This is a genomic window from Variovorax sp. V213, from assembly GCF_041154455.1.
In the GTDB taxonomy this organism is placed as follows: domain Bacteria; phylum Pseudomonadota; class Gammaproteobacteria; order Burkholderiales; family Burkholderiaceae_C; genus Variovorax.
In genome coordinates this window covers 335,263-352,978 of record NZ_AP028665.1, presented here as the reverse complement: position 1 = coordinate 352,978, position 17,716 = coordinate 335,263, and the positions used below count along the sequence as shown (strand labels likewise).

17 protein-coding genes and 1 pseudogene are annotated in these 17,716 nt (G+C 66.8%); 11 read left to right on the top strand and 7 right to left on the bottom strand.

What is annotated here, in order from left to right:
- Positions 1-4: 4 nt before the first annotated feature.
- Positions 5-877, bottom strand: a complete 873-nt coding sequence (locus ACAM55_RS26755; RefSeq protein ID WP_286544371.1) for a branched-chain amino acid ABC transporter permease — start codon at positions 875-877, stop codon at positions 5-7.
- A 208-nt stretch (positions 878-1,085) separates the two neighbouring features.
- On the opposite strand from ACAM55_RS26755, the gene ACAM55_RS26750 reads away from it, so the two are divergent.
- Positions 1,086-1,676 carry a TetR/AcrR family transcriptional regulator gene (locus ACAM55_RS26750; RefSeq protein ID WP_369657286.1) on the top strand — a complete coding sequence of 197 codons (591 nt, stop codon included), beginning with the start codon at positions 1,086-1,088 and terminating at the stop codon, positions 1,674-1,676.
- Positions 1,677-1,723: 47 nt separating this feature from the next.
- On the top strand, positions 1,724-2,206 hold the full coding sequence (locus ACAM55_RS26745) for a MarR family winged helix-turn-helix transcriptional regulator (protein ID WP_369657285.1): 483 nt from the start codon (positions 1,724-1,726) through the stop codon (positions 2,204-2,206).
- A gap of 71 nt (positions 2,207-2,277) precedes the next feature.
- Here ACAM55_RS26745 and ACAM55_RS26740 read toward each other — a convergent pair whose 3' ends face one another.
- Positions 2,278-3,186, bottom strand: coding sequence for a LysR family transcriptional regulator (locus ACAM55_RS26740; protein WP_369657284.1), 909 nt, complete (start codon positions 3,184-3,186; stop codon positions 2,278-2,280).
- 167 nt (positions 3,187-3,353) lie between these two features.
- Here ACAM55_RS26740 and ACAM55_RS26735 point away from each other — a divergent pair, with 167 nt between their 5' ends.
- The 7 genes and pseudogenes from ACAM55_RS26735 (at position 3,354) to ACAM55_RS26705 (ending at position 10,454) form a co-directional block, all read left to right on the top strand.
- Positions 3,354-4,076: a pirin family protein gene (locus ACAM55_RS26735; RefSeq protein WP_369657283.1), complete on the top strand. Its 723-nt coding sequence runs from the start codon at positions 3,354-3,356 to the stop codon at positions 4,074-4,076.
- Between the two features lie 67 nt (positions 4,077-4,143).
- Positions 4,144-4,797: a hydrolase gene (locus ACAM55_RS26730; protein ID WP_369657282.1), complete on the top strand. Its 654-nt coding sequence runs from the start codon at positions 4,144-4,146 to the stop codon at positions 4,795-4,797.
- 14 nt (positions 4,798-4,811) lie between these two features.
- A pseudogene (locus ACAM55_RS26725) lies at positions 4,812-5,086 on the top strand (DUF1427 family protein).
- 74 nt (positions 5,087-5,160) lie between these two features.
- On the top strand, positions 5,161-7,083 hold the full coding sequence (locus ACAM55_RS26720) for an amidohydrolase (protein WP_369657483.1): 1,923 nt from the start codon (positions 5,161-5,163) through the stop codon (positions 7,081-7,083).
- Positions 7,083-7,484, top strand: a complete 402-nt coding sequence (locus ACAM55_RS26715) for a DoxX family protein (protein WP_369657281.1) — start codon at positions 7,083-7,085, stop codon at positions 7,482-7,484. Before ACAM55_RS26720 ends, ACAM55_RS26715 begins: the two co-directional genes overlap by 1 nt.
- A complete protein-coding gene (locus ACAM55_RS26710) occupies positions 7,477-9,078 on the top strand; it encodes an MFS transporter (RefSeq protein ID WP_369657280.1) in 1,602 nt (533 codons plus the stop codon). Before ACAM55_RS26715 ends, ACAM55_RS26710 begins: the two co-directional genes overlap by 8 nt.
- A 188-nt stretch (positions 9,079-9,266) precedes the next feature.
- Complete coding sequence (locus ACAM55_RS26705) at positions 9,267-10,454, top strand: ATP-binding protein (protein ID WP_369657279.1); 1,188 nt, start codon at positions 9,267-9,269, stop codon at positions 10,452-10,454.
- Between the two features lie 27 nt (positions 10,455-10,481).
- Here the strand turns inward: ACAM55_RS26705 and ACAM55_RS26700 are convergent, their stop codons facing one another.
- The 3 genes from ACAM55_RS26700 to ACAM55_RS26690 are packed head-to-tail and all read right to left on the bottom strand — an operon-like array spanning position 10,482 to position 14,102.
- Complete coding sequence (locus tag ACAM55_RS26700) at positions 10,482-12,737, bottom strand: molybdopterin cofactor-binding domain-containing protein (RefSeq protein WP_369657278.1); 2,256 nt, start codon at positions 12,735-12,737, stop codon at positions 10,482-10,484.
- A 13-nt stretch (positions 12,738-12,750) separates the two neighbouring features.
- Complete coding sequence (locus ACAM55_RS26695; RefSeq protein ID WP_369657277.1) at positions 12,751-13,224, bottom strand: (2Fe-2S)-binding protein; 474 nt, start codon at positions 13,222-13,224, stop codon at positions 12,751-12,753.
- 38 nt (positions 13,225-13,262) lie between these two features.
- Positions 13,263-14,102, bottom strand: a complete 840-nt coding sequence (locus ACAM55_RS26690) for an SDR family oxidoreductase (RefSeq protein ID WP_369657276.1) — start codon at positions 14,100-14,102, stop codon at positions 13,263-13,265.
- A 177-nt stretch (positions 14,103-14,279) separates the two neighbouring features.
- Here ACAM55_RS26690 and ACAM55_RS26685 point away from each other — a divergent pair, with 177 nt between their 5' ends.
- Positions 14,280-15,176 carry a LysR family transcriptional regulator gene (locus ACAM55_RS26685; RefSeq protein ID WP_369657275.1) on the top strand — a complete coding sequence of 299 codons (897 nt, stop codon included), beginning with the start codon at positions 14,280-14,282 and terminating at the stop codon, positions 15,174-15,176.
- 31 nt (positions 15,177-15,207) lie between these two features.
- On the opposite strand, the gene ACAM55_RS26680 is transcribed toward ACAM55_RS26685, so the two are convergent.
- The gene (locus ACAM55_RS26680; RefSeq protein ID WP_369657274.1) at positions 15,208-15,753 is read right to left on the bottom strand and encodes a flavin reductase family protein; all 546 of its coding nucleotides are present in this window, start codon (positions 15,751-15,753) and stop codon (positions 15,208-15,210) included.
- Positions 15,754-15,767: 14 nt separating this feature from the next.
- Positions 15,768-17,033, bottom strand: coding sequence for an acyl-CoA dehydrogenase family protein (locus tag ACAM55_RS26675; RefSeq protein ID WP_369657273.1), 1,266 nt, complete (start codon positions 17,031-17,033; stop codon positions 15,768-15,770).
- Positions 17,034-17,168: 135 nt separating this feature from the next.
- Here ACAM55_RS26675 and ACAM55_RS26670 point away from each other — a divergent pair, with 135 nt between their 5' ends.
- Complete coding sequence (locus tag ACAM55_RS26670) at positions 17,169-17,705, top strand: MarR family winged helix-turn-helix transcriptional regulator (RefSeq protein ID WP_369657272.1); 537 nt, start codon at positions 17,169-17,171, stop codon at positions 17,703-17,705.
- Positions 17,706-17,716 lie beyond the last annotated feature (11 nt).

Below are 17,716 nucleotides of genomic sequence, written 5' to 3'. Positions count from 1 at the left end.
GGTGTCAGACCCTCCGGCCGTGGCTTTCGCCCAGGATTCCGCGCGGATAAAGGACGAGAACCGCAATGAGCACGAGGTAGGGCGCCACATCCTTCACGCCGTCGGGCAGGTAGACGCCCGCGAACTGTTCGATGAGGCCGATGAGGAGTCCGCCGATGACGGCGCCCGGCGCGCTCCCGAAGCCGCCGAGAACCAGCGCCGCCAGCGCCTTGAGCATGACGAACCACAGGCCCAGGTCGACCAGCGTGATGGGCGCGAGCAGCAGCCCGCACAGTGCGGCAATGGCACCGGAGATGGCCCACACCAGCGAATTGAGGCGCTTCACGCGCACGCCGCAGAGATAGGCCGCCAGCTGGTTCTGCGACGTCGCGTGGATGGCGATGCCGAGCGTGGTGCGGCGCAGGAAGTAATACAGGAGCGCGGTCACGCCCATGGCAGCGCCAACGATCACCAGGTTGAGCTCGGCCACCACGCTGCCGCCGAGCTGCATGGATTGGCCCGTCCACGGCGTGGGATAGCTGCGCGACTCGGGCCCGAAGAACATGCTGACGCCGCCGCGGATCATGAAGCCGATACCGATGGTGAGCATGACGCCCGAGAACTGCGGGCGGCCGACGATCCTGCGCATGATCTTCGCCTCCAGCAGGAAGCAGAGCGCGGCCGAGATGCACAGCACGGCGACGAAGCTGAGCCAGAAGGGAAGGCCCGCCGCGACGACCAGGCCCCAGCCGAGGAACGCGGAGAGCATCACCACGTCGCCCTGCGCAAAGTTGAGGACCTCGGTCGCCTTGTAGCTGAGGACGAGGCCGAGCGCGACGAGCCCGTAGATGGCACCGCTGGAGATGCCTTGCACGATCAGCTGGGTCAGTTGCGTCATCAGATCTTCCGCTTGGCTTTAAATAACGATCGTTTGGTAAACGGTGGTGAACTATAGGTTTGCAGTGACGGCAGCGTCAACATGCTGGAGCGGGTTTGCAGCAGGGAGAAACCCTCGCCCGAAGGCTCGACGGACTGATGGGGATACGTTCGTTTACCAAACGATCTAAATGCTATGATGGTGCTCCACGATCTGTAGAGGCTCATTCATGCGCTATCCGGCAAACCACAAAGAGGAAACCCGCAAGAAGCTGCTCGCGAATGCCCGTGCGATCGCCAAGAAGGGCGGCTTCGGTACCACCGGCGTCGATGAACTGATGGCGAGCATCGGCCTGAGCGGGGGGGCGTTCTACGGCCATTTCGCATCCAAGGAAGCGCTGTTCGCGGAGCTCGTCGAGCTCGAAGTCTCGAACAGCGCCGAGATGCTCGCCGGCGACCGCGAGTCGCCGCCGGACCATGTCGCGAAGCGGCTGCGAAGCTACCTGAGTTCGTATCACGCCATGCACCCGGAAACCGGCTGCGTCTTGCCGGCATTGGGGCCGGAAATCGCAAGGGCAGGGCCCGAGGTGCGTGGGGCCGTCGAGGATGGCCTGAAGCGCTTGCAGAAGAGCTGGAGCTCGCGCATCGGCGACCCGGATGCGGCGTGGGCGCTGATTGCCCAGTGCGTTGGTGCACTGGTCTTGTCTCGCGTGGTCGAATCCGAACGCACCCGCAAGGAAATCCTGGCCTCCAGTCGCCGCTTCATCGACGAGACCCACGCGCTCGACGAGGCCCCCGCAAAGCCGTCCAAGGCGTCCTGACAGCCGAAGCCGATGTGTCTCGGCGCGCCACTCCCTCACGTGCGCTGATGCAAACGCTCTCTGCGCCGCAGACGGCAGTCGCTGCCGCGAGCCTTCAGCGGTCAGCCTGCACCGACACCAAGGCGCATCAGCTCGCTCGCCTGGTCAGGCAGCACTATGACGCGGAACTGATCAAGGTCGGGCTCAGGATCACGCAGTTTCGATTGCTGATGGAAGTCCTGGAACATGGGCCCGTGCGACCCGGCGACCTTGCCGAGACATTGTCGCTGTCGCCATCGACGCTGACACGCACTCTCAAGCCTCTCATCTCGACAGGCTGGGTGGATCTTGGACCGGGTACCGACGGGCGCACCCGCAGCGTGCGCATCACCGCTGCGGGCCGCAGCAAGTGTGCCGAGGGCATGCCCCACTGGAGGGTGGCCCAAGGCAGAGTGCACCAAATAATCGGGAGTCGAAATGTCGGCGCATTGCATGCACTCATCGGAGAATGCCTGATCCTGTTGATCGCCACCAAGATTTCTCACGCTTGAGCCGAGCCCCTGCGGCGGGTCCACCGGGCAGATCGGAACTGATCGACGAGGGGCGGCCAGGTGCCACGACCCTAGGGCGAGCGCGGCAGCAGCGCGGGCACGAGCGTGCGGTTGAGCCGCTCGCGCCACCAGCGCAGCGCCTGGCCGCGCGCCCCGGTCTTCCAGGCGAGCCAGAAGGCCTCGGGTGCGCGCGGCTCCTCGGTGGCGAGTTCGACCAGCGTGCCGCGCGCCAGTTCGCCATGAATGCAGGCCCGCGGCAGGAAGCCATGCCCCAAGCCCGCCGCCTGGCAGGCGATCTTCGCGGCCATGGACGGCACGGCCACGCGATGCTGGCCGGCGAGCAGCCCCACGGTGCGGTCGGACAGCGTGCGCGCGCTGTCGCTCACCACGATGGCGTTGTGTTCGAGCAGGTCGCCGCGATGCAGCGGCCGGCCGAGCCGGGTCAGCGGATGGGTCGGCGAGACGCAGAACGCGAAGTCGAGGCTGCCCACCATGACGGCCTGATAGCCCCCGCCGGCCGGCCCTTCGCCCGCGGCAATGACGATGTCGGCGCGTCCCTCGCGCAAAGCCTCCCAGGCGCCGGTGAGCGCCTCGCAGCCGATGCGCAGCCGCGTGCCGCAGCGCAGCGCCTCGAAGGCGCGGATGTCGTCGATGAGCGCCTGCGTGGGAATCAGCGAGTCGTGCACCAGCCGCAGCTCCGACTCGAAGCCGGTGGCGATCTGCCGCATGCGCGATTCGAGATCGCTCGCGGCGCCGAGCAGCCAGCGGCCCTCCTTGAGCATTTCTTCGCCGGCCGCGGTGAGCGTCACGCGCGGCCCGTTGCGCACGAACAGCAGCATGCCCAGCTGCTCTTCGAGCTTGCCCACGGCGTACGAGATGGTCGAGGGCACCTTGTTAAGGCGCGCGCCGGCGGCGGCGAAGGAGCCGTGGCGCGCGATGGCGTCCACGAGTTCGATGGCTTCGAGGCTGAGCTTCAGCACGGACAAGTCCTTGGAAAAGGAATCATCGAAAAATTCGATGATTGAAGGCGAAAAGTTTCGTCAACAGGCCTCCTGGAAAGAAAGATGATTCAGCCATGCCTCGGAGATTCTTCTTCGGGGCCATTGTGAATCAAATCGAATCCATCGAACCACAAAGGACGGACATCATGTTGGAAATTCGCAGCGCCAATGACCGCGGACTCGCAGACTTCGGCTGGCTCAAGTCGCGCCACACCTTCTCCTTCGGCCACTACCACGACGCCGCGCAACAGGGCTTCTCGGACCTGCTGGTGATCAACGACGACCGGGTGCATCCCGGCCGCGGCTTCGGCACCCACCCGCACCGCGACATGGAGATTTTCTCGTACGTGCTCGACGGCGCACTGGAGCACAAGGACTCGATGGGCACGGGCTCGGTCATCCGCCCGGGCGACGTGCAGATGATGAGCGCGGGCACCGGCGTGCGCCACAGCGAGTTCAATTCGTCGGCCACCGATCCGCTGCACTTCCTGCAGATCTGGATCACGCCGAACGCCAAGGGCGTGGCGCCCCGCTACCAGCAGGTGCATTTCGCGCCGGAAGAAAAGCGCGGCCGCCTGCGCCTGATCGTCTCGCCCGAAGGCACCGACGGCTCGCTCGCCGTGCACCAGGACGCCCGCGTCCATGCCGGCCTGTTCGACGGCGATGAATCCGCATCGCTCGTGCTCGGCGCCGATCGCCATGCCTATGTGCATGTGGCGCGCGGCAGCATCGAGGTCAACGGCCAGCGGCTGGGCGAGGGCGACGGCGCGCGGGTGCGCGGCGAACAGCGCATCGACCTGGCGCGCGGCGAGAGCGCCGAGGTGCTGGTGTTCGACCTGCGACCGAACGAATTGCCTTCATTCCAATAACGCTGACATCGCATCCCGATTCCCTGTTCCTTTCTCTTATCTTTCAATTTTTCAAACGGAGTACCCCATGTCCATCAAAGCCACCCCCACCGCCGGCGCCAAGCTGCTCACCCCCGCCGACCACACGCTGGTCATGATCGACTTCCAGTCGCAGATGGCCTTTGCCACGCACTCGATCGACGCGGTCAACCTGCGCAACAACGCCGCTCTCGTGGCCAACGCGGCGGCCGGTTTCGGCGTGTCGACCATCCTCACGACCGTGGCCGAGAAGAGCTTCTCGGGCCCGATGTTCAGCGAGATCACCGATGCCTTCCCGGGCCAGAAGATGCTCGACCGCACCTCGATGAACACCTGGGAAGATGCGGCCGTGATCGATCGCGTCAACGAGATCGGCAAGAAGCGCATCGTGCTCGCGGGCCTGTGGACCGGCGTGTGCATCGTCGGCCCGGCGCTGTCGGCGCTCGACCAGGGCTTCGAGGTGTTCGTGATCGCCGACGCCTGCGGCGACGTATCGGCCGAGGCGCACAACCGCGCGATGGACCGCATGGTGCAGGCCGGCGCCCAGCCGATGACCTCGCTGCAATACCTGCTCGAGCTGCAGCGCGACTGGGCCCGCGGCGACACCTACGAGCTCACCACCGGCATTGCGAAGAAGTTCGGCGGCGCCTACGGCCTGGGCGTGACCTACGCCAAGACCATGTTCGGCGCGCACGAAGGCTGAGCGGGCGCATTCCGATGAAGCCCTATGTCCTGTCGCTTGCGCTGGGCCTTCTGGTCGGCGTGATCTACGCGCTCTCCAGGTGCGCTCACCGGCCCCGCCGGTGATCGCCCTGGTGGGGCTTCTCGGAATCCTGCTCGGCGAGCAGATTCCGCCGCTCATCAAGAGCGTGATCAAACCCGAGGCCGCCGCCACCTCGTGGCTGCACCACCAGGTCAAGCCGCATGTGTTCGGCGAGTTGCCACAATGCGCCAAGGCCAGCCAGGCCGCCACACCGGGCAAAGACGCATGAGCGATCCATCATTCGACGAACGACGCCGCCGGCTGTGCCTCGGCACGCTCGGCGCCGCCCTTGGCGGTACGGCAATGGCCCAACCCAACCCTTCGAGGACACCCGACATGGCAGGCACCACCGCCCCCCACCTGATCCTGCACAACGGCCGCTTCACCACGCTGGACCGTGCCAACCCCGTGGCCGACGCCGTGGCCATCAAGGACGGCCGCTTCACCCGCGTGGGCCGCGCGCAAGACATCCTGCCGCTGGCAGGCAGCGAGACCCGCGTGATCGACCTGCAGGGCAGGCGCGTGCTGCCGGGCCTGATCGACAACCACCTGCACATCATTCGCGGCGGCCTCAACTTCAACCTCGAGCTGCGCTGGGACGGCGTGCGCAGCCTGGCCGATGCGATGGCGATGCTGAGGCGCCAGGTCGCCATCACGCCCGCGCCGCAATGGGTGCGCGTGGTGGGCGGCTTCACCGAGCACCAGTTCGTGGAAAAGCGCCTGCCGACCATCGAGGAGCTCAATGCGGTGGCGCCCGACACGCCGGTGTTCCTGCTGCACCTGTACGACCGCGCGCTGCTCAACGGCGCCGCGCTGCGTGCGGTGGGCTACACCAGGGACACGCCGGCGCCACCCGGCGGCGAGATCGTGCGCGACGCGGCCGGCAACCCGACCGGCCTGCTGCTGGCCAAGCCCAACGCGTCGATCCTCTACGCCACCCTGGCCAAGGGACCGAAGCTGCCGTTCGAATACCAGCTCAATTCGACGCGCCACTTCATGCGCGAGCTCAACCGTCTGGGCGTGACCGGTGCGATCGACGCGGGTGGCGGCTTCCAGAACTTTCCCGAGGACTACCAGGTGATCCAGCAGCTGGCCGACGCCGGCCAGCTCACCATCCGCCTGGCCTACAACCTCTTCACGCAGAAGCCCAAGCAGGAGAAGCAGGACTTCCTCAACTGGACTGCCACGTCGAAATACAAGCAGGGCGACGACTACTTCCGCCACAACGGCGCGGGCGAGATGCTGGTGTTCTCGGCCGCCGACTTCGAGGACTTCCGCCAGCCGCGGCCCGACATGGCGCCCGAGATGGAAGGCGAGCTCGAGGAGGTGGTGCGCGTGCTGGTTCAGAACAAATGGCCATGGCGCCTGCATGCCACCTACGACGAGACCATCGACCGCGCGCTCGACGTGTTCGAGAAGGTCAACCGCGACACGCCGCTAGCGGGCCTGAACTGGTTCTTCGACCATTGCGAGACCATCTCCGAAAAATCGATCGACCGCATCGCCGCGCTGGGCGGCGGCATTGCGGTGCAGCACCGCATGGCCTACCAGGGCGAATATTTCGTCGAGCGCTACGGCGCCGGGGCGGCCGAGGCCACGCCGCCGGTCAAGCGCATGCTCGAGAAGGGCGTGAAGGTGTCCGCCGGCACCGACGCCACGCGCGTTGCCTCGTACAACCCGTGGGTGTCGCTGTCGTGGCTGGTCACGGGCAAGACGGTGGGCGGCATGCAGCTCTACCCGCAGCGCAACTGCCTCGACCGCGAGGCCGCGCTGCGCATGTGGACCGAGAACGTGACCTGGTTCTCGAACGAGGTCGGCAAGAAGGGCCGCATCGAAGCCGGCATGCTTGCCGACCTGGTGGTGCCCGACCGCGACTTCTTCGCCTGCCCGGAATCGGAGATTGCCGACACCACGGCGCTCCTGACCATGGTCGGCGGCAAGGTGGTGTACGCCGCGGGGCCGTTCCAGGCGCACGACGAAGGCGCGCCGCCGCCGGCCATGCCCGACTGGTCGCCGGTGCGCAGCTTCGGCGGCTATGGCGGCTGGGGCGACGCCGAGGGCGCACCGCTGCAAAAGGCGATGCGCCACGCGGCCCTGTCCTGCGCCTGCGCCAACAACTGCAGCGTGCACGGCCACCAGCACGCGACGGCCTGGAGCAGCAAGCTGCCGATCGCCGACCTCAAGAGCTTCTGGGGCGCGCTCGGCTGCGCCTGCTGGGCGGTCTGATGACGAAACGCTGGCAACCCACTCCCGCGCTGCGCTGGATCGCCTTGCTGCTGCTGTGCGCAGCCTATCTTCAGGGCGGCTTCAACAAGGCCGTGGATTTCAGTGCCGCCATCGCGGAGATGAACCACTTCGGCCTGTCGCCCGCGGCACCGCTGGCCGTGGCCGTCATCGTGCTGGAGTTGGGCGCCTCGGCGCTCATCCTCACGGGCTTCTTGCGCTGGCTCGGCGCGCTGGCGCTGGGCGGCTTCACGCTGCTCGCGACCTTCGTCGCGCTGCGGTTCTGGGAGATGCCGCAGCCCGAGCGCTTCATGGCGGCCAATTCCTTCTTCGAACACCTGGGCCTGGTCGGCGGCTTCCTGCTGGTGGCCTGGCATGACCTGCGGGAGCGTGCGCATGACTGAACCTCAAGCCGGCGCGGTCGCGTCGCCCCCGCAGCCCGGCGCCTTCGCGCCGCTGCGCCAGCCGGTGTTCGCGGTGCTGTGGGCCGCCACCGTGCTCGGCAACATCGGCAGCTTCATGCGCGACGTGGCGAGCTCGTGGCTGGTGACCGATCTCTCGGCCAACCCGACCGCGGTGGCGCTGATCCAGACCGCGGCCACACTGCCGATCTTTCTGCTCGCGATCCCGGCCGGCGTGCTCTCCGACATCCTCGACCGGCGGCGCTTCCTGATCTTCGTGCAGCTGGTGCTCGCGGCCGTGAGCGGCACGCTGCTGGTGCTCTCGCACACCGGCGCGCTCACGGTCGAGTACCTCATTGCGCTGACCTTCGTGGGCGGCATCGGCGCCGCGCTGATGGGGCCGACCTGGCAGTCGATCGTGCCGGAGCTGGTGCCGCGCGCCGAGCTCAAGGGCGCGGTGGCGCTGAACTCGCTCGGCATCAACATCGCACGCTCCATTGGCCCGGCCGCGGGCGGGCTGATCCTCGCGAGCTTCGGTGCGGCGGTCACCTACGGGATCGACGTGCTGAGCTATGCGTTCGTGATTGCCGCGCTGCTGTGGTGGAAGCGCCCGGCCGCCGTCGACGGCGGCCTGTCCGAGAATTTTCTCGGCGCCTTTCGCGCCGGCCTGCGCTACACGCGTGCCAGCAAGGAACTGCACGTGGTGCTTTTGCGCGCGGCCGTGTTCTTCCTGTTCGCCAGCTCCGTCTGGGCGCTGCTGCCGCTGGTCGCGCGCCAGATGCTCGGCGGCACGGCCGGCTTCTACGGCGTGCTGCTGGGTGCGGTGGGCGCGGGCGCGATCGCCGGTGCGCTGGTCATGCCGCGGCTGCGCGCCCGGCTCGACGCCGACGGGCTCATCCTGCTTGCATCGCTGCTCACCGCGGCCGTCATGGGCGGCCTCGTGTTCGCGCCGCCGAAATGGCTTGCAGTGCTGTTGCTGCTGGTGCTGGGCTTGGGCTGGATCATTGCGCTCACCACGCTCAACGGCGTGGCCCAATCCATCCTGCCGAACTGGGTGCGCGGACGCGGGCTGGCGGTGTACCTGACGGTCTTCAACGGCGCCATGGCCGCCGGCAGCCTGGGCTGGGGCCTGGTCGCGCAGCAGGTCGGCGTGCCGGCCACGCTGGTGGTGGGCGCGGTGGGGCTCGTGGTGGTGGCGCTCCTGTTCCACCGCGTGCGGCTGCCGGCCGGCGAGGCCGACCTGCAGCCCTCCAACCACTGGCCCGAACCGCTCGTGGCCGAGCCCGTGGCGCACGACCGCGGGCCCGTGATGATCCAGGTCGAGTACCGCATCCGCAAGGAAGACCGCGCGGCGTTCCTCGCGGTGATGAAGCGGCTTTCGCTGGAGCGCCGCCGCGACGGCGCCTACGCCTGGGGCATCACCGAGCACACGGTCGATGCCGAGCGTATCGTGGAGTGGTTTCTCGTCGAGTCGTGGGCTGAGCACCTGCGCCAGCACCACCGCGTGTCGCATGCCGACGCCGACCTGCAAGGCGAGGCGACGCGTTTCCACATCGGCCCGGGCAAGCCGGAGGTGCATCACTTTCTGTCGCTCTAGCCGTTGCCGTTCTCGCGAGCCGACCGGCATCAGTTCGTTAACTCATTGATTTCATTGGTGATTTATGGTTTTGAACTCAACACTTCCGAGTTTTCTGAGCCGGATGGATGGGCTTCCCCCGCGCGGCTTTCCTTTTTGTCTGTTTTAGTCAATACTGCTAATTAGGCTTTTTGACTAAATCATAGAAAATGGACTTCTTTCGCCGCACCGCCTTGGCCGAGCAGATGGCCACGCAACTGCTCCGGCCAGGCTTTCTGGACCAAGGCCTGCGATCCGGACTCTTTCTTTCCGGGCTCAGGCGCACCGGCAAGACCACTTTTCTGCAGCAGGACCTGATCCCCGTCCTGGAGGCCATGGGTGCATTGGTCATCTATGTCGACCTGTGGGCCGACACCAAGGCAGACCCTGCCACGCTGATCCACGCGGCCATCCGCAAGGCCCTGGCGGACCTGCAGACTCCCGCTTCGGGTGCGCTGGGGCGGCTGAAGCGGCTCAAAGGCCTGGATATTGGCGCCGCGGGCCTGAGATTCGGCTTTCAGCTCGCCGACCTGGGCGCGCGAGGCGGGCCCACGCTCGCTCAGGCTTTGACCGAGGTCGTCGACCTGGCCAAGACCGACGTGGTGCTGATCGTCGACGAGGTGCAGCAGGCGCTCGCGGGTGACGATGGCGCCCAGATGTTGCTGGCCATCAAGGCTGCCCGCGATGCGATCAACCCGAGGCCCAACACACCGGGCCACTTCATCTTCATCGGAACCGGGTCGCATCGCGCTCAAGTGGTCGGCATGACCCTGCAGGGCAAACACGCTTTCGCTGGCGCATCGACGGTCGACTACCCCACCCTCGGCGAGGACTTTGTCGACTACGTCCTCAAGGGCATTGCGAGCGAGGGAGCGAAGGCCCTGCCCAGCCTGCCTGTCGCAGTCGAAGCGTTCAACACCCTGGGCCGACGGCCTGAGGAGTTGACCAAGGCCCTGCGGCAGCTGCAGCATCAGAACCCACAGGAAGCAGATCACCTTCTTCCAGTGATTGCAGCCACGCTGAAGAGCGCGGCCGCGGACGTCGAGTTGCGCAAGGTCGAGGATCTGGGCGTCCTCGCTGGGGCCATCTTTGCCCGTATTGCTCGCGCGGATGGCGATGTGACGGGCCTGTTTGCCGCCGACGCCTTGAGCGAATACGCCACCATCGTCGGACGCGACGTGACGGCCGACCAGGTGCAACGGATCTCCGAAGAACTGCGCGACGCGAACATCATCATGCGCAAGGGGCACGGCGTCTACGCGGTCACAGACCCTTTCGTGCAGGGCGCTTGGCGCGAGCGCAGGGCGCTTCTGGGACCAGCACCAAAACCACCGGCAGCGAGTGAGGGATCGATCTGACCGCGCTTGACCCGGAACCGTTCGACGTCAAGCCAGGTTGAAAGGCAGCTGCCGCAGCGGCTTGCCGGTCAGCTGCGCGATGGCGTTCGCGAAGGCGGGCGCCAGCGGTGGCAGGCCCGGCTCGCCGATGCCCTTCGGCGGCTCCGCGCTGGGCACGACGTGCACGGCGAACTCGGGCATGTCCGTGATGCGCGCCACGGTGAAGTCGCCGAAGTTGCCCTGCTGCACGACGCCGTCCTTGAGCGTGATGGCCGCGCCCGGGAGGCACATCGACAGGCCCATGACCGCGGCGCCCTGCACCTGGGCTTCGACGCTGCGAGGGTTGACGGCCAGGTTGCAATGCACGCCTGCCGTGGCCCGGTGCAGCACCGGCTGGCCGTCCTTGACGGAGGCTTCGACCACATAGGCGACCACGGACTCGAAGGACTCGTGCACGGCCACACCCCAGGCGCGGCCGGCCGCCAGCTGCTTCTTGCCGTAGCCGCTCTGGTCCACCGCGAGCTGCAGCGCGGCGCGGTGGCGCGGGTGCTTGTCGCCGAAGAGCTGCATGCGATAGGCGACCGGGTCCTGCTTCGTGCTGCGCGCGATCTCGTCGAGCAGGGTCTCCATGACGAAAGCCGTGTGGGTGGAACCCACGCTGCGCCACCACAGCACCGGCACGTTGAGCTTGGGATGGTGTACGGTCAGCCGCATGGGCAGCGGGTACGGATCGCGCATGCCCTCCGTGGCCGTGGCGTCGATGCCATTCTTCACCTGGAACTCGCCGAACACCGTGCCCGTGGTGATGGACTGACCCACGATGACGTGGTCCCAGGCCAGCACCTTGCCGCGCTCGTCGAAGCCGATGCGCGCGCGGTGCAGGTGCATGGGGCGGTAGTAGCCGCCCTTGATGTCGTCCTCGCGGCTCCAGAGCAGGCGCACCGGTGCGTTCAGGCCCGCGGCGCGAGCGGCCTTGGCGATCTCGCAGGCCTCGACGACGAAGTCGCTCGTGCCCACGAAGCGCCGGCCGAAGCCGCCGCCCGCCATCTGCACGTTCACCTGCACCTGCTCGGGCTTGAGGCCCAGCGCGCGCGCCGCCGCAGCTGCGTCCAGTCCGGCGCATTGCGTGCCGACCCACAGCTCGGCGCGGTCGTCGGTCAGCTTGACGGTGCAGTTCAGCGGCTCCATGGGCGCATGGGCCAGGTAGGGGAACACGAACTCGGCCTCGAGCTGCCGTGGCGCCTTGGCCAGCGGCGCCATGTCGGCGTCGAACTTGCGCGGGCCCGGCTTCGCAGCCAGCTCGCGGTACTGCGCCAGTTGCTTCTCGCTGTCGACCTTCTCCACGGCGGCCGTGTCCCATTGCAGCTTCAGTGCGTCGCGGCCCAGCTTGGCGGGCCAGTAGCCGTCGGCCACCACGGCCACGCCTTCGGCGCCGCGATCCAGCGGCACGCGCAGCACGGCCTTCACGCCCTTCACGGCGCGCGCTGCGCCGTCATCGACCGACTTCAGGCGGGCACCGAACACGGGCGGATGGGCCACAACCGCGGTGAGCTGGCCCGGATGCTTGACGTCGATGCCGAAGTCCTGGCGCCCGCTGCTCTTGGCACGCGCGTCCAAGCGTGTGGTCGGCCGCCCGATGATCTTGAAGTCCTTGGGATCTTTCAGCGCCACCTTCTCGGGCACGGGCAGCGCCATCGCGGCGTCGGCCAGCTCGCCGTAGCCCAGCTTGCGGCCACCCGGACCGATCACCGTGCCGGCCTGCGTGCGCAGCGTGGCCACGTCGACCTTCCACCGCGCAGCCGCGGCAGACAGCAGCATGGCCCGGGCGCGCGCGCCGAGCTCGCGGTATTGCGTGAAGCTGTTCTTGATCGAATTGGAGCCGCCGGTCAGGTGCATCCCGAAGACGGGGTCGTGATAAGCCGCGTCGTTGGTGCCGCTCTTGCTGCGCACCAGGTTCCAATCGGCATCCAGCTCCTCGGCCAGGATCATCGGCAGGCCCGTTTGCACCCCTTGGCCGAATTCAAGCCGGTTGTGGGTCACGGTGACTTCGCCGTTCGGGGCGATCTGCACGAAGGCCAGCGGCTGCTGCGTTGGCCTGAGCGCACCGGCAGGCTTTGCTGCACCGTCGGCCTGTGCCATGGCCAGATGGGGAAACGCGCCGAGCGCCAGGCCGCCGGCGCCGGCCAGCTTCAGGAAGCTGCGGCGCGGCAGCGTTGCCGATGCGGCTTCGTCGGGTCGGCCCGAGGTCATCAGGCGCTGCAGCGCGCGCGGCAGCTCGCGGGGGTCGATGGGGGTGGGCATCATGGCGGGTGCTCCTTCAGGCGAGGGCTTGGGCGGCATCGGCCACCGCGGCGCGGATGCGGGCGTAGGTGCCGCAGCGGCAGATGTTGCCGGCCATCGCGGCATCGATCTCGGCCGCCGTGGGTTGCTTGCCCTTGGGTTGCGATTTGAGCAACGCCGTGGCGCTCATGATCTGGCCGCTCTGGCAGTAGCCGCACTGCGCCACGTCATGCTTGACCCATGCCGTGTGCACCGCGGCACCGACGGGGTCGCTGCCATCGGTCGCGGCTTCGATGGTGACGATCTTCTTGCCCTCGGCGGCCGAGATGGGCGTGATGCACGAGCGGATCGCCTGGCCGTCCAGGTGCACGGTGCAGGCGCCGCACAGCGCAGCGCCGCAGCCGAACTTGGTGCCGGTCATGCCGAGCATGTCGCGCAGGGCCCAGAGGATGGGTGTGCCGGGGTCGGCGTCGACCGTGTGGTCACGGCCGTTGACGTTGAGCGCGCTCATGGGCAGGTCTCCGAAGGTGGGAGGAATGGAAGGAAAATTCAGAAGCTGCCGGCCGTGGACTTCGAGAGGTCCTCGAGGGCATGCACTGCGTTCAGCCGGGCTTGCACCGCCGGCGCGATCACCTCGATCGCATCGGCTCCCGCGACGAACAGGCGCGGCGGCGCTTCCATGCCCGCGAGCTTCACCAGGACCTGGCCGAGCTTGTCGGGGTCGCCTGGCTGCTTCCCGTCGTAGGGCGACCACATCTCCTGCGCGCCCAGCTCGGCGGCCGCGTAGTCGTCGACGCGATGGCTCGGCCACTGCACGTTGGCGGCGTCCAGCAGGTCCGTGCGAAAGAAGCCCGGCTCGACCGCGGTGACCTTGATGCCGAACCTTTCGACCTCCTCGGCCACGGCGAGCGAAAGGCCTTCGACGGCGAACTTGCTCGCGCCATAAGCACTGCAGTGCTTCATGCCGACCACGCCGGCCACCGAGCTCATGTTGATGATGTGGCCGCAGCGCTGCTTGCGCATGACCGGCAGCGCGGCGCGCATCACGTGGCTCACGCCCCAGAAGTTGGTGGCGAACTGGCGCTCGATCTCCTGCGTCGCCAGCTCCTCGAAGTTGCCGATCAGGCCGTAGCCGGCATTGTTCAGCACCACGTCGATGCGGCCGAACTTCTGCAAGGCCTGGTCGATGGCGGCCGAGGCCTGCGCCTCGTCGGAGACGTCCAGTTGAAGAATCTCCAGGTTGCCGGTCGCCGCCTCGGCAAAGGCCGTGCGCAGTTTCTGCAGGTTCCTGCCGGTGGCGACGACGCGGTCGCCGGCCGCCAGCGCCGCCCTGACGGTGCCGGCGCCGATGCCGCTGCCCGCGCCTGTGATGAACCAGACCTTGCTCATGCGTGTTCCTTGTGATTGCTTGATGTGTACCTGGCGCCATCGACCGCGGCTTGCGTTGTCAGTGCTCTGACCATCTCTTTCGTCTTTCGTGGGCTGTGGGTGCGCCGACTTTACGAACATGCATCTGATAGAAAAATGGGCTAATGCTGAACACCCTGTGAAGTTAAGCTTCAAGGTATGAAGCTGAATCAACTGGACGGATTGATGGCGTTCTGGAAGGTCGCGGAACACGGCGGGTTCACGGCAGCCGCCGCGGACCTGGCGGTCTCGCCCTCCGCGTTGAGCCAGGCCATCCGGCAACTGGAGACCCGTTTGGGCGTGCGCCTGTTGAACAGGACCACGCGAAGCGTCAGCCTGACGGAAGCCGGCGAGGCTTACCTCGCGCGTGTCGGCCCGGCCCTGGGGCAAGTCATCGATGCAGGCGACGAGCTTCACATGCTCCAGGGACGGCCCGCCGGCACATTGCGCCTGAACGCCGCGAGGATTTCAACCGCGCTGGTCCTGCGCCCTCTGCTGGATGGCTTTCTGCGCGCCAACCCGCATGTCCATCTCGAGCTGACCAACGACGAAGGCTTCGTCGACATCGTCGAGAAAGGCTTCGATGCGGGCATCCGCTTTGGCGAGAGCATTCACCGCGACATGGTGGCCGTTCCCATCGGCGGGCCGGTTGCCGTCGCGGTGGTGGCCTCCCCGGAATACCTGCGGCGTGTGCCGGCCCCTCGGCATCCGGATGAACTCGCGCGCCACAACTGCATTCGATTTCGCTTTGCCGGCACGGGCGCGATCTACAAGTGGGAGTTCGAGGTGGACGGCCGCCTGGTGGACTACGAGATCAGCGGCAACCTCACCATCAGCGACACGATGTTCGGCCTGGACGCCGCGCTCGAAGGCATCGGGCTGGCCTATACCTTCGAGCAGCTGGCGCGGCCCTACGTCCGGGCCAAGCGATTGAAGCGCGTGCTGACAGCGTTCTCGCCCACGTTTCCGGGCTTTTACTTGTACTACCCCAGCAGGCACGACCAGCCTTCGAAGCTGAAGGCGCTGATCGAATACGTCGGCCGGCACACGCCCTGAGTATTCGAAGGCTGGTGCGACCGCGCATGCGTCACCGCGGCCGCGCCAGGGTTTCGGCCAGTTCCCACAGCGACCCCATCTGCCCTGAATGAAAAAGCAGAGGCGGCGTGTCCGTGCGCGAGAAGCGCTCCACGCGGCCGAGGATGATGGTGTGGTCGCCCTCCTGGTGGCGCGAGTAGGTCGAGCATTCGAAGGTCGCCACGCTTTCGACGAGCCGCGCGCATCCGTTGGAGCCGACCTCGAACGCTTCCGCAAACCGTTCGAACTTGTCCACCGCGGGTTTGGCGAAATGCCAGGCCAACTCGCGCTGCTCGGCGGTCAGCACACTGAGGTTGAACGGCCGGGTGGCGAGGAACGCGTCCGCGCTGCGCGTGTCGTCGCGAATGCTCCACAGGATCAACGGCGGATCCAGCGACACCGAGGCGAACGAGTTGATCGTCATGCCCTCGCGCTTGCCGTCCGGTGTGGTGGTGGTCACGAGGCACACCCCGGTGGGAAAGGCGCCAAGCGCCTGACGCAGTTGTCGGGCATCGACCGTCTCGGCCGCGTCGCCCGTGATGAGAGCCCAGGAGTACATGGCCGGCGCCTCGATCAGTACTGGCCCTTGGGCTCCAGGCCGAGCAGGTATTGCCCGACCATCGAAGACACCGCGTCCCAGTTGAGGCTGATGTGGCGCGAGATCGCATTGGTGTCGCGCCACATGCGCTGGATCGGCTGGTTCAGCGACAGGCCCGCCCCTCCCACGCTAGCGAACACCGCCTCGACGGCATCGCGCGAGAGACGTGCGGCAAAGGCATGGTCGCGCCGATTGCGGATGCGCTGTTCGACGCTGATGACGTGGCCGTCGACGGCCATCTGCTCCACCTGTGCGGTGTCCCGGTAAAGAAGAAGCCGCGCCGCATCGACGCTTGCCGAGGCTTCGGCCAGGCGCGATTGCACGGGAAAGAATTCGCTCAGCCTGCTGCCGCCTCCGGCAACGGCCCCCCGGGTGACCCGCGTGCCGGCCAGCTCGATCAGTTCATCGACCGCGCCTTGCGCGGTGCCGATGATGGGCGACACAAGACAAACCGGCACCGCCGAAAGAAAAGGGATGCGATAGATCGGATTCGTGTTGACCCTGGCGCCGGGCGGGGCGTTGGACGAAGCCTCCGCGAAGGTCAGCTTGCGGTGTCCCGGAATGAACGTCGGCTTGTCGATGACGATCGCCTTGGATCCCGTACCCGCCTGGCCGGCCACGTGCCAGTTGTCCTCGATCGCCCAATCCGACCGCGGCGCGAGCAGGAAGCCGGCCGTCGGCGGGGCACCTTTCTCATCGGGCGGAAACTGAACGCCCAGCAAGGCCCACTGGGAGTTGTCCACGTTGGACGCGAAAAGCCACTTGCCTTGCACGAGGTAGCCGCCGTCGACTCTCTCGGCCATGGTCGCCGGCGCGTATGAGCCGCAGACAATCGCGCTCGGGTCCTTGCGCCAGACATCGTCCTGCGCCTCTTGCGGAAAGATGGCGACCAGCCACTGGTGAATCGCGCCCAGCGAGCAGCCCCATGACGACGACGTGCAGCCCCGCGCCAGTTCGCTGACCACGTCGATGAACGCGGTGAACCCGTACTCGTAGCCGCCGTAGCGTGCAGGCTGCATCAGCCTGAAGAAGCCTGCTTCGTGAAACGCCCGCGTGGTTTCTTCGGAAACGCGGCGGTCTTGCTCGGTGCGCTGTGCCCGCTCGCGCAGCATCGGCACCAAATTGCTTGCGGATGCAACTATTGTTTCGATCGAAGGAGCGTCCTTCACAGGTGACTTTCGACCCGGAGCGGGGAGGTCGACGCGGTTGAGTTGAGCAAACGGGTTCGCGGCTTCAGTCATAGTTGGTCTCCAGATAAATTGAGGGGGACGCGATAGCGAAGGCCTCGATTGAAGCCCATAAAACTTGCAAACGCAATTAATAAATACCTGGGGTTTACGCTATATCGATGGCTGCATTCGCCTGTAGCATTCGGCATGGCCACAAGAAAATCACCCGGCGCAGAGCCTCGGAAGGTGCACAGAGCGCGCATCGAGGCGCCTGCTAAATTGAATGCAAATGCAGACAAGGTGGCAGATCACGACCTGGAGCGAGCCATCCCCTACCTGCTTGCACGCGCAGGTATGAGAATGGGGCAGTCGTTCAGCAAGGAGCTCAAGCAGTTCAAGCTCTCGCTGACCGAATGGCGGGTCTGCGTCGCGCTGCACCACAAGGCGCACCAGCGGCTCTCCGACCTGGCGTTGCACACGTCGACGGACCCTTCCACGCTCTCCCGCGTGGTCGACGGCCTGCTGCAGCGCGGCGTGCTGGTGCGCGACCGATCGGACGAGGATGCCCGCGCGCTCGCCCTGAGCCTGACCGAGGCGGGCCGCGATCTCACGCTGCGAATCATTCCCTTGGCCCAGGTGTACGAGCGCGTATCGCTGTCCGGGCTGACTGCCGCGCAGGCCGAATCCTTGCGGGACATGCTTCGGATGGTCTACGACAACCTGGCAGTCCTGGACAACGAATGACGGCTCGTTGA

What these genes read in the sequence shown, in the direction of transcription:
- ACAM55_RS26730 (WP_369657282.1), top strand. Translation starts at nt 4,144, where the DNA reads ATGTCCATCAAAGCCACCCCCACCGCCGGCGCCAAGCTGCTCACCCCC.
- ACAM55_RS26675 (WP_369657273.1), bottom strand. Translation starts at nt 17,033, where the DNA reads ATGACTGAAGCCGCGAACCCGTTTGCTCAACTCAACCGCGTCGACCTC.
- ACAM55_RS26710 (WP_369657280.1), top strand. Translation starts at nt 7,477, where the DNA reads ATGACTGAACCTCAAGCCGGCGCGGTCGCGTCGCCCCCGCAGCCCGGC.
- ACAM55_RS26695 (WP_369657277.1), bottom strand. Translation starts at nt 13,224, where the DNA reads ATGAGCGCGCTCAACGTCAACGGCCGTGACCACACGGTCGACGCCGAC.
- ACAM55_RS26715 (WP_369657281.1), top strand. Translation starts at nt 7,083, where the DNA reads ATGACGAAACGCTGGCAACCCACTCCCGCGCTGCGCTGGATCGCCTTG.
- ACAM55_RS26680 (WP_369657274.1), bottom strand. Translation starts at nt 15,753, where the DNA reads ATGTACTCCTGGGCTCTCATCACGGGCGACGCGGCCGAGACGGTCGAT.
- ACAM55_RS26755 (WP_286544371.1), bottom strand. Translation starts at nt 877, where the DNA reads ATGACGCAACTGACCCAGCTGATCGTGCAAGGCATCTCCAGCGGTGCC.
- ACAM55_RS26685 (WP_369657275.1), top strand. Translation starts at nt 14,280, where the DNA reads ATGAAGCTGAATCAACTGGACGGATTGATGGCGTTCTGGAAGGTCGCG.
- ACAM55_RS26705 (WP_369657279.1), top strand. Translation starts at nt 9,267, where the DNA reads ATGGACTTCTTTCGCCGCACCGCCTTGGCCGAGCAGATGGCCACGCAA.
- ACAM55_RS26735 (WP_369657283.1), top strand. Translation starts at nt 3,354, where the DNA reads ATGTTGGAAATTCGCAGCGCCAATGACCGCGGACTCGCAGACTTCGGC.
- ACAM55_RS26720 (WP_369657483.1), top strand. Translation starts at nt 5,161, where the DNA reads ATGGCCCAACCCAACCCTTCGAGGACACCCGACATGGCAGGCACCACC.
- ACAM55_RS26690 (WP_369657276.1), bottom strand. Translation starts at nt 14,102, where the DNA reads ATGAGCAAGGTCTGGTTCATCACAGGCGCGGGCAGCGGCATCGGCGCC.
- ACAM55_RS26745 (WP_369657285.1), top strand. Translation starts at nt 1,724, where the DNA reads ATGCAAACGCTCTCTGCGCCGCAGACGGCAGTCGCTGCCGCGAGCCTT.
- ACAM55_RS26750 (WP_369657286.1), top strand. Translation starts at nt 1,086, where the DNA reads ATGCGCTATCCGGCAAACCACAAAGAGGAAACCCGCAAGAAGCTGCTC.
- ACAM55_RS26700 (WP_369657278.1), bottom strand. Translation starts at nt 12,737, where the DNA reads ATGATGCCCACCCCCATCGACCCCCGCGAGCTGCCGCGCGCGCTGCAG.
- ACAM55_RS26670 (WP_369657272.1), top strand. Translation starts at nt 17,169, where the DNA reads ATGGCCACAAGAAAATCACCCGGCGCAGAGCCTCGGAAGGTGCACAGA.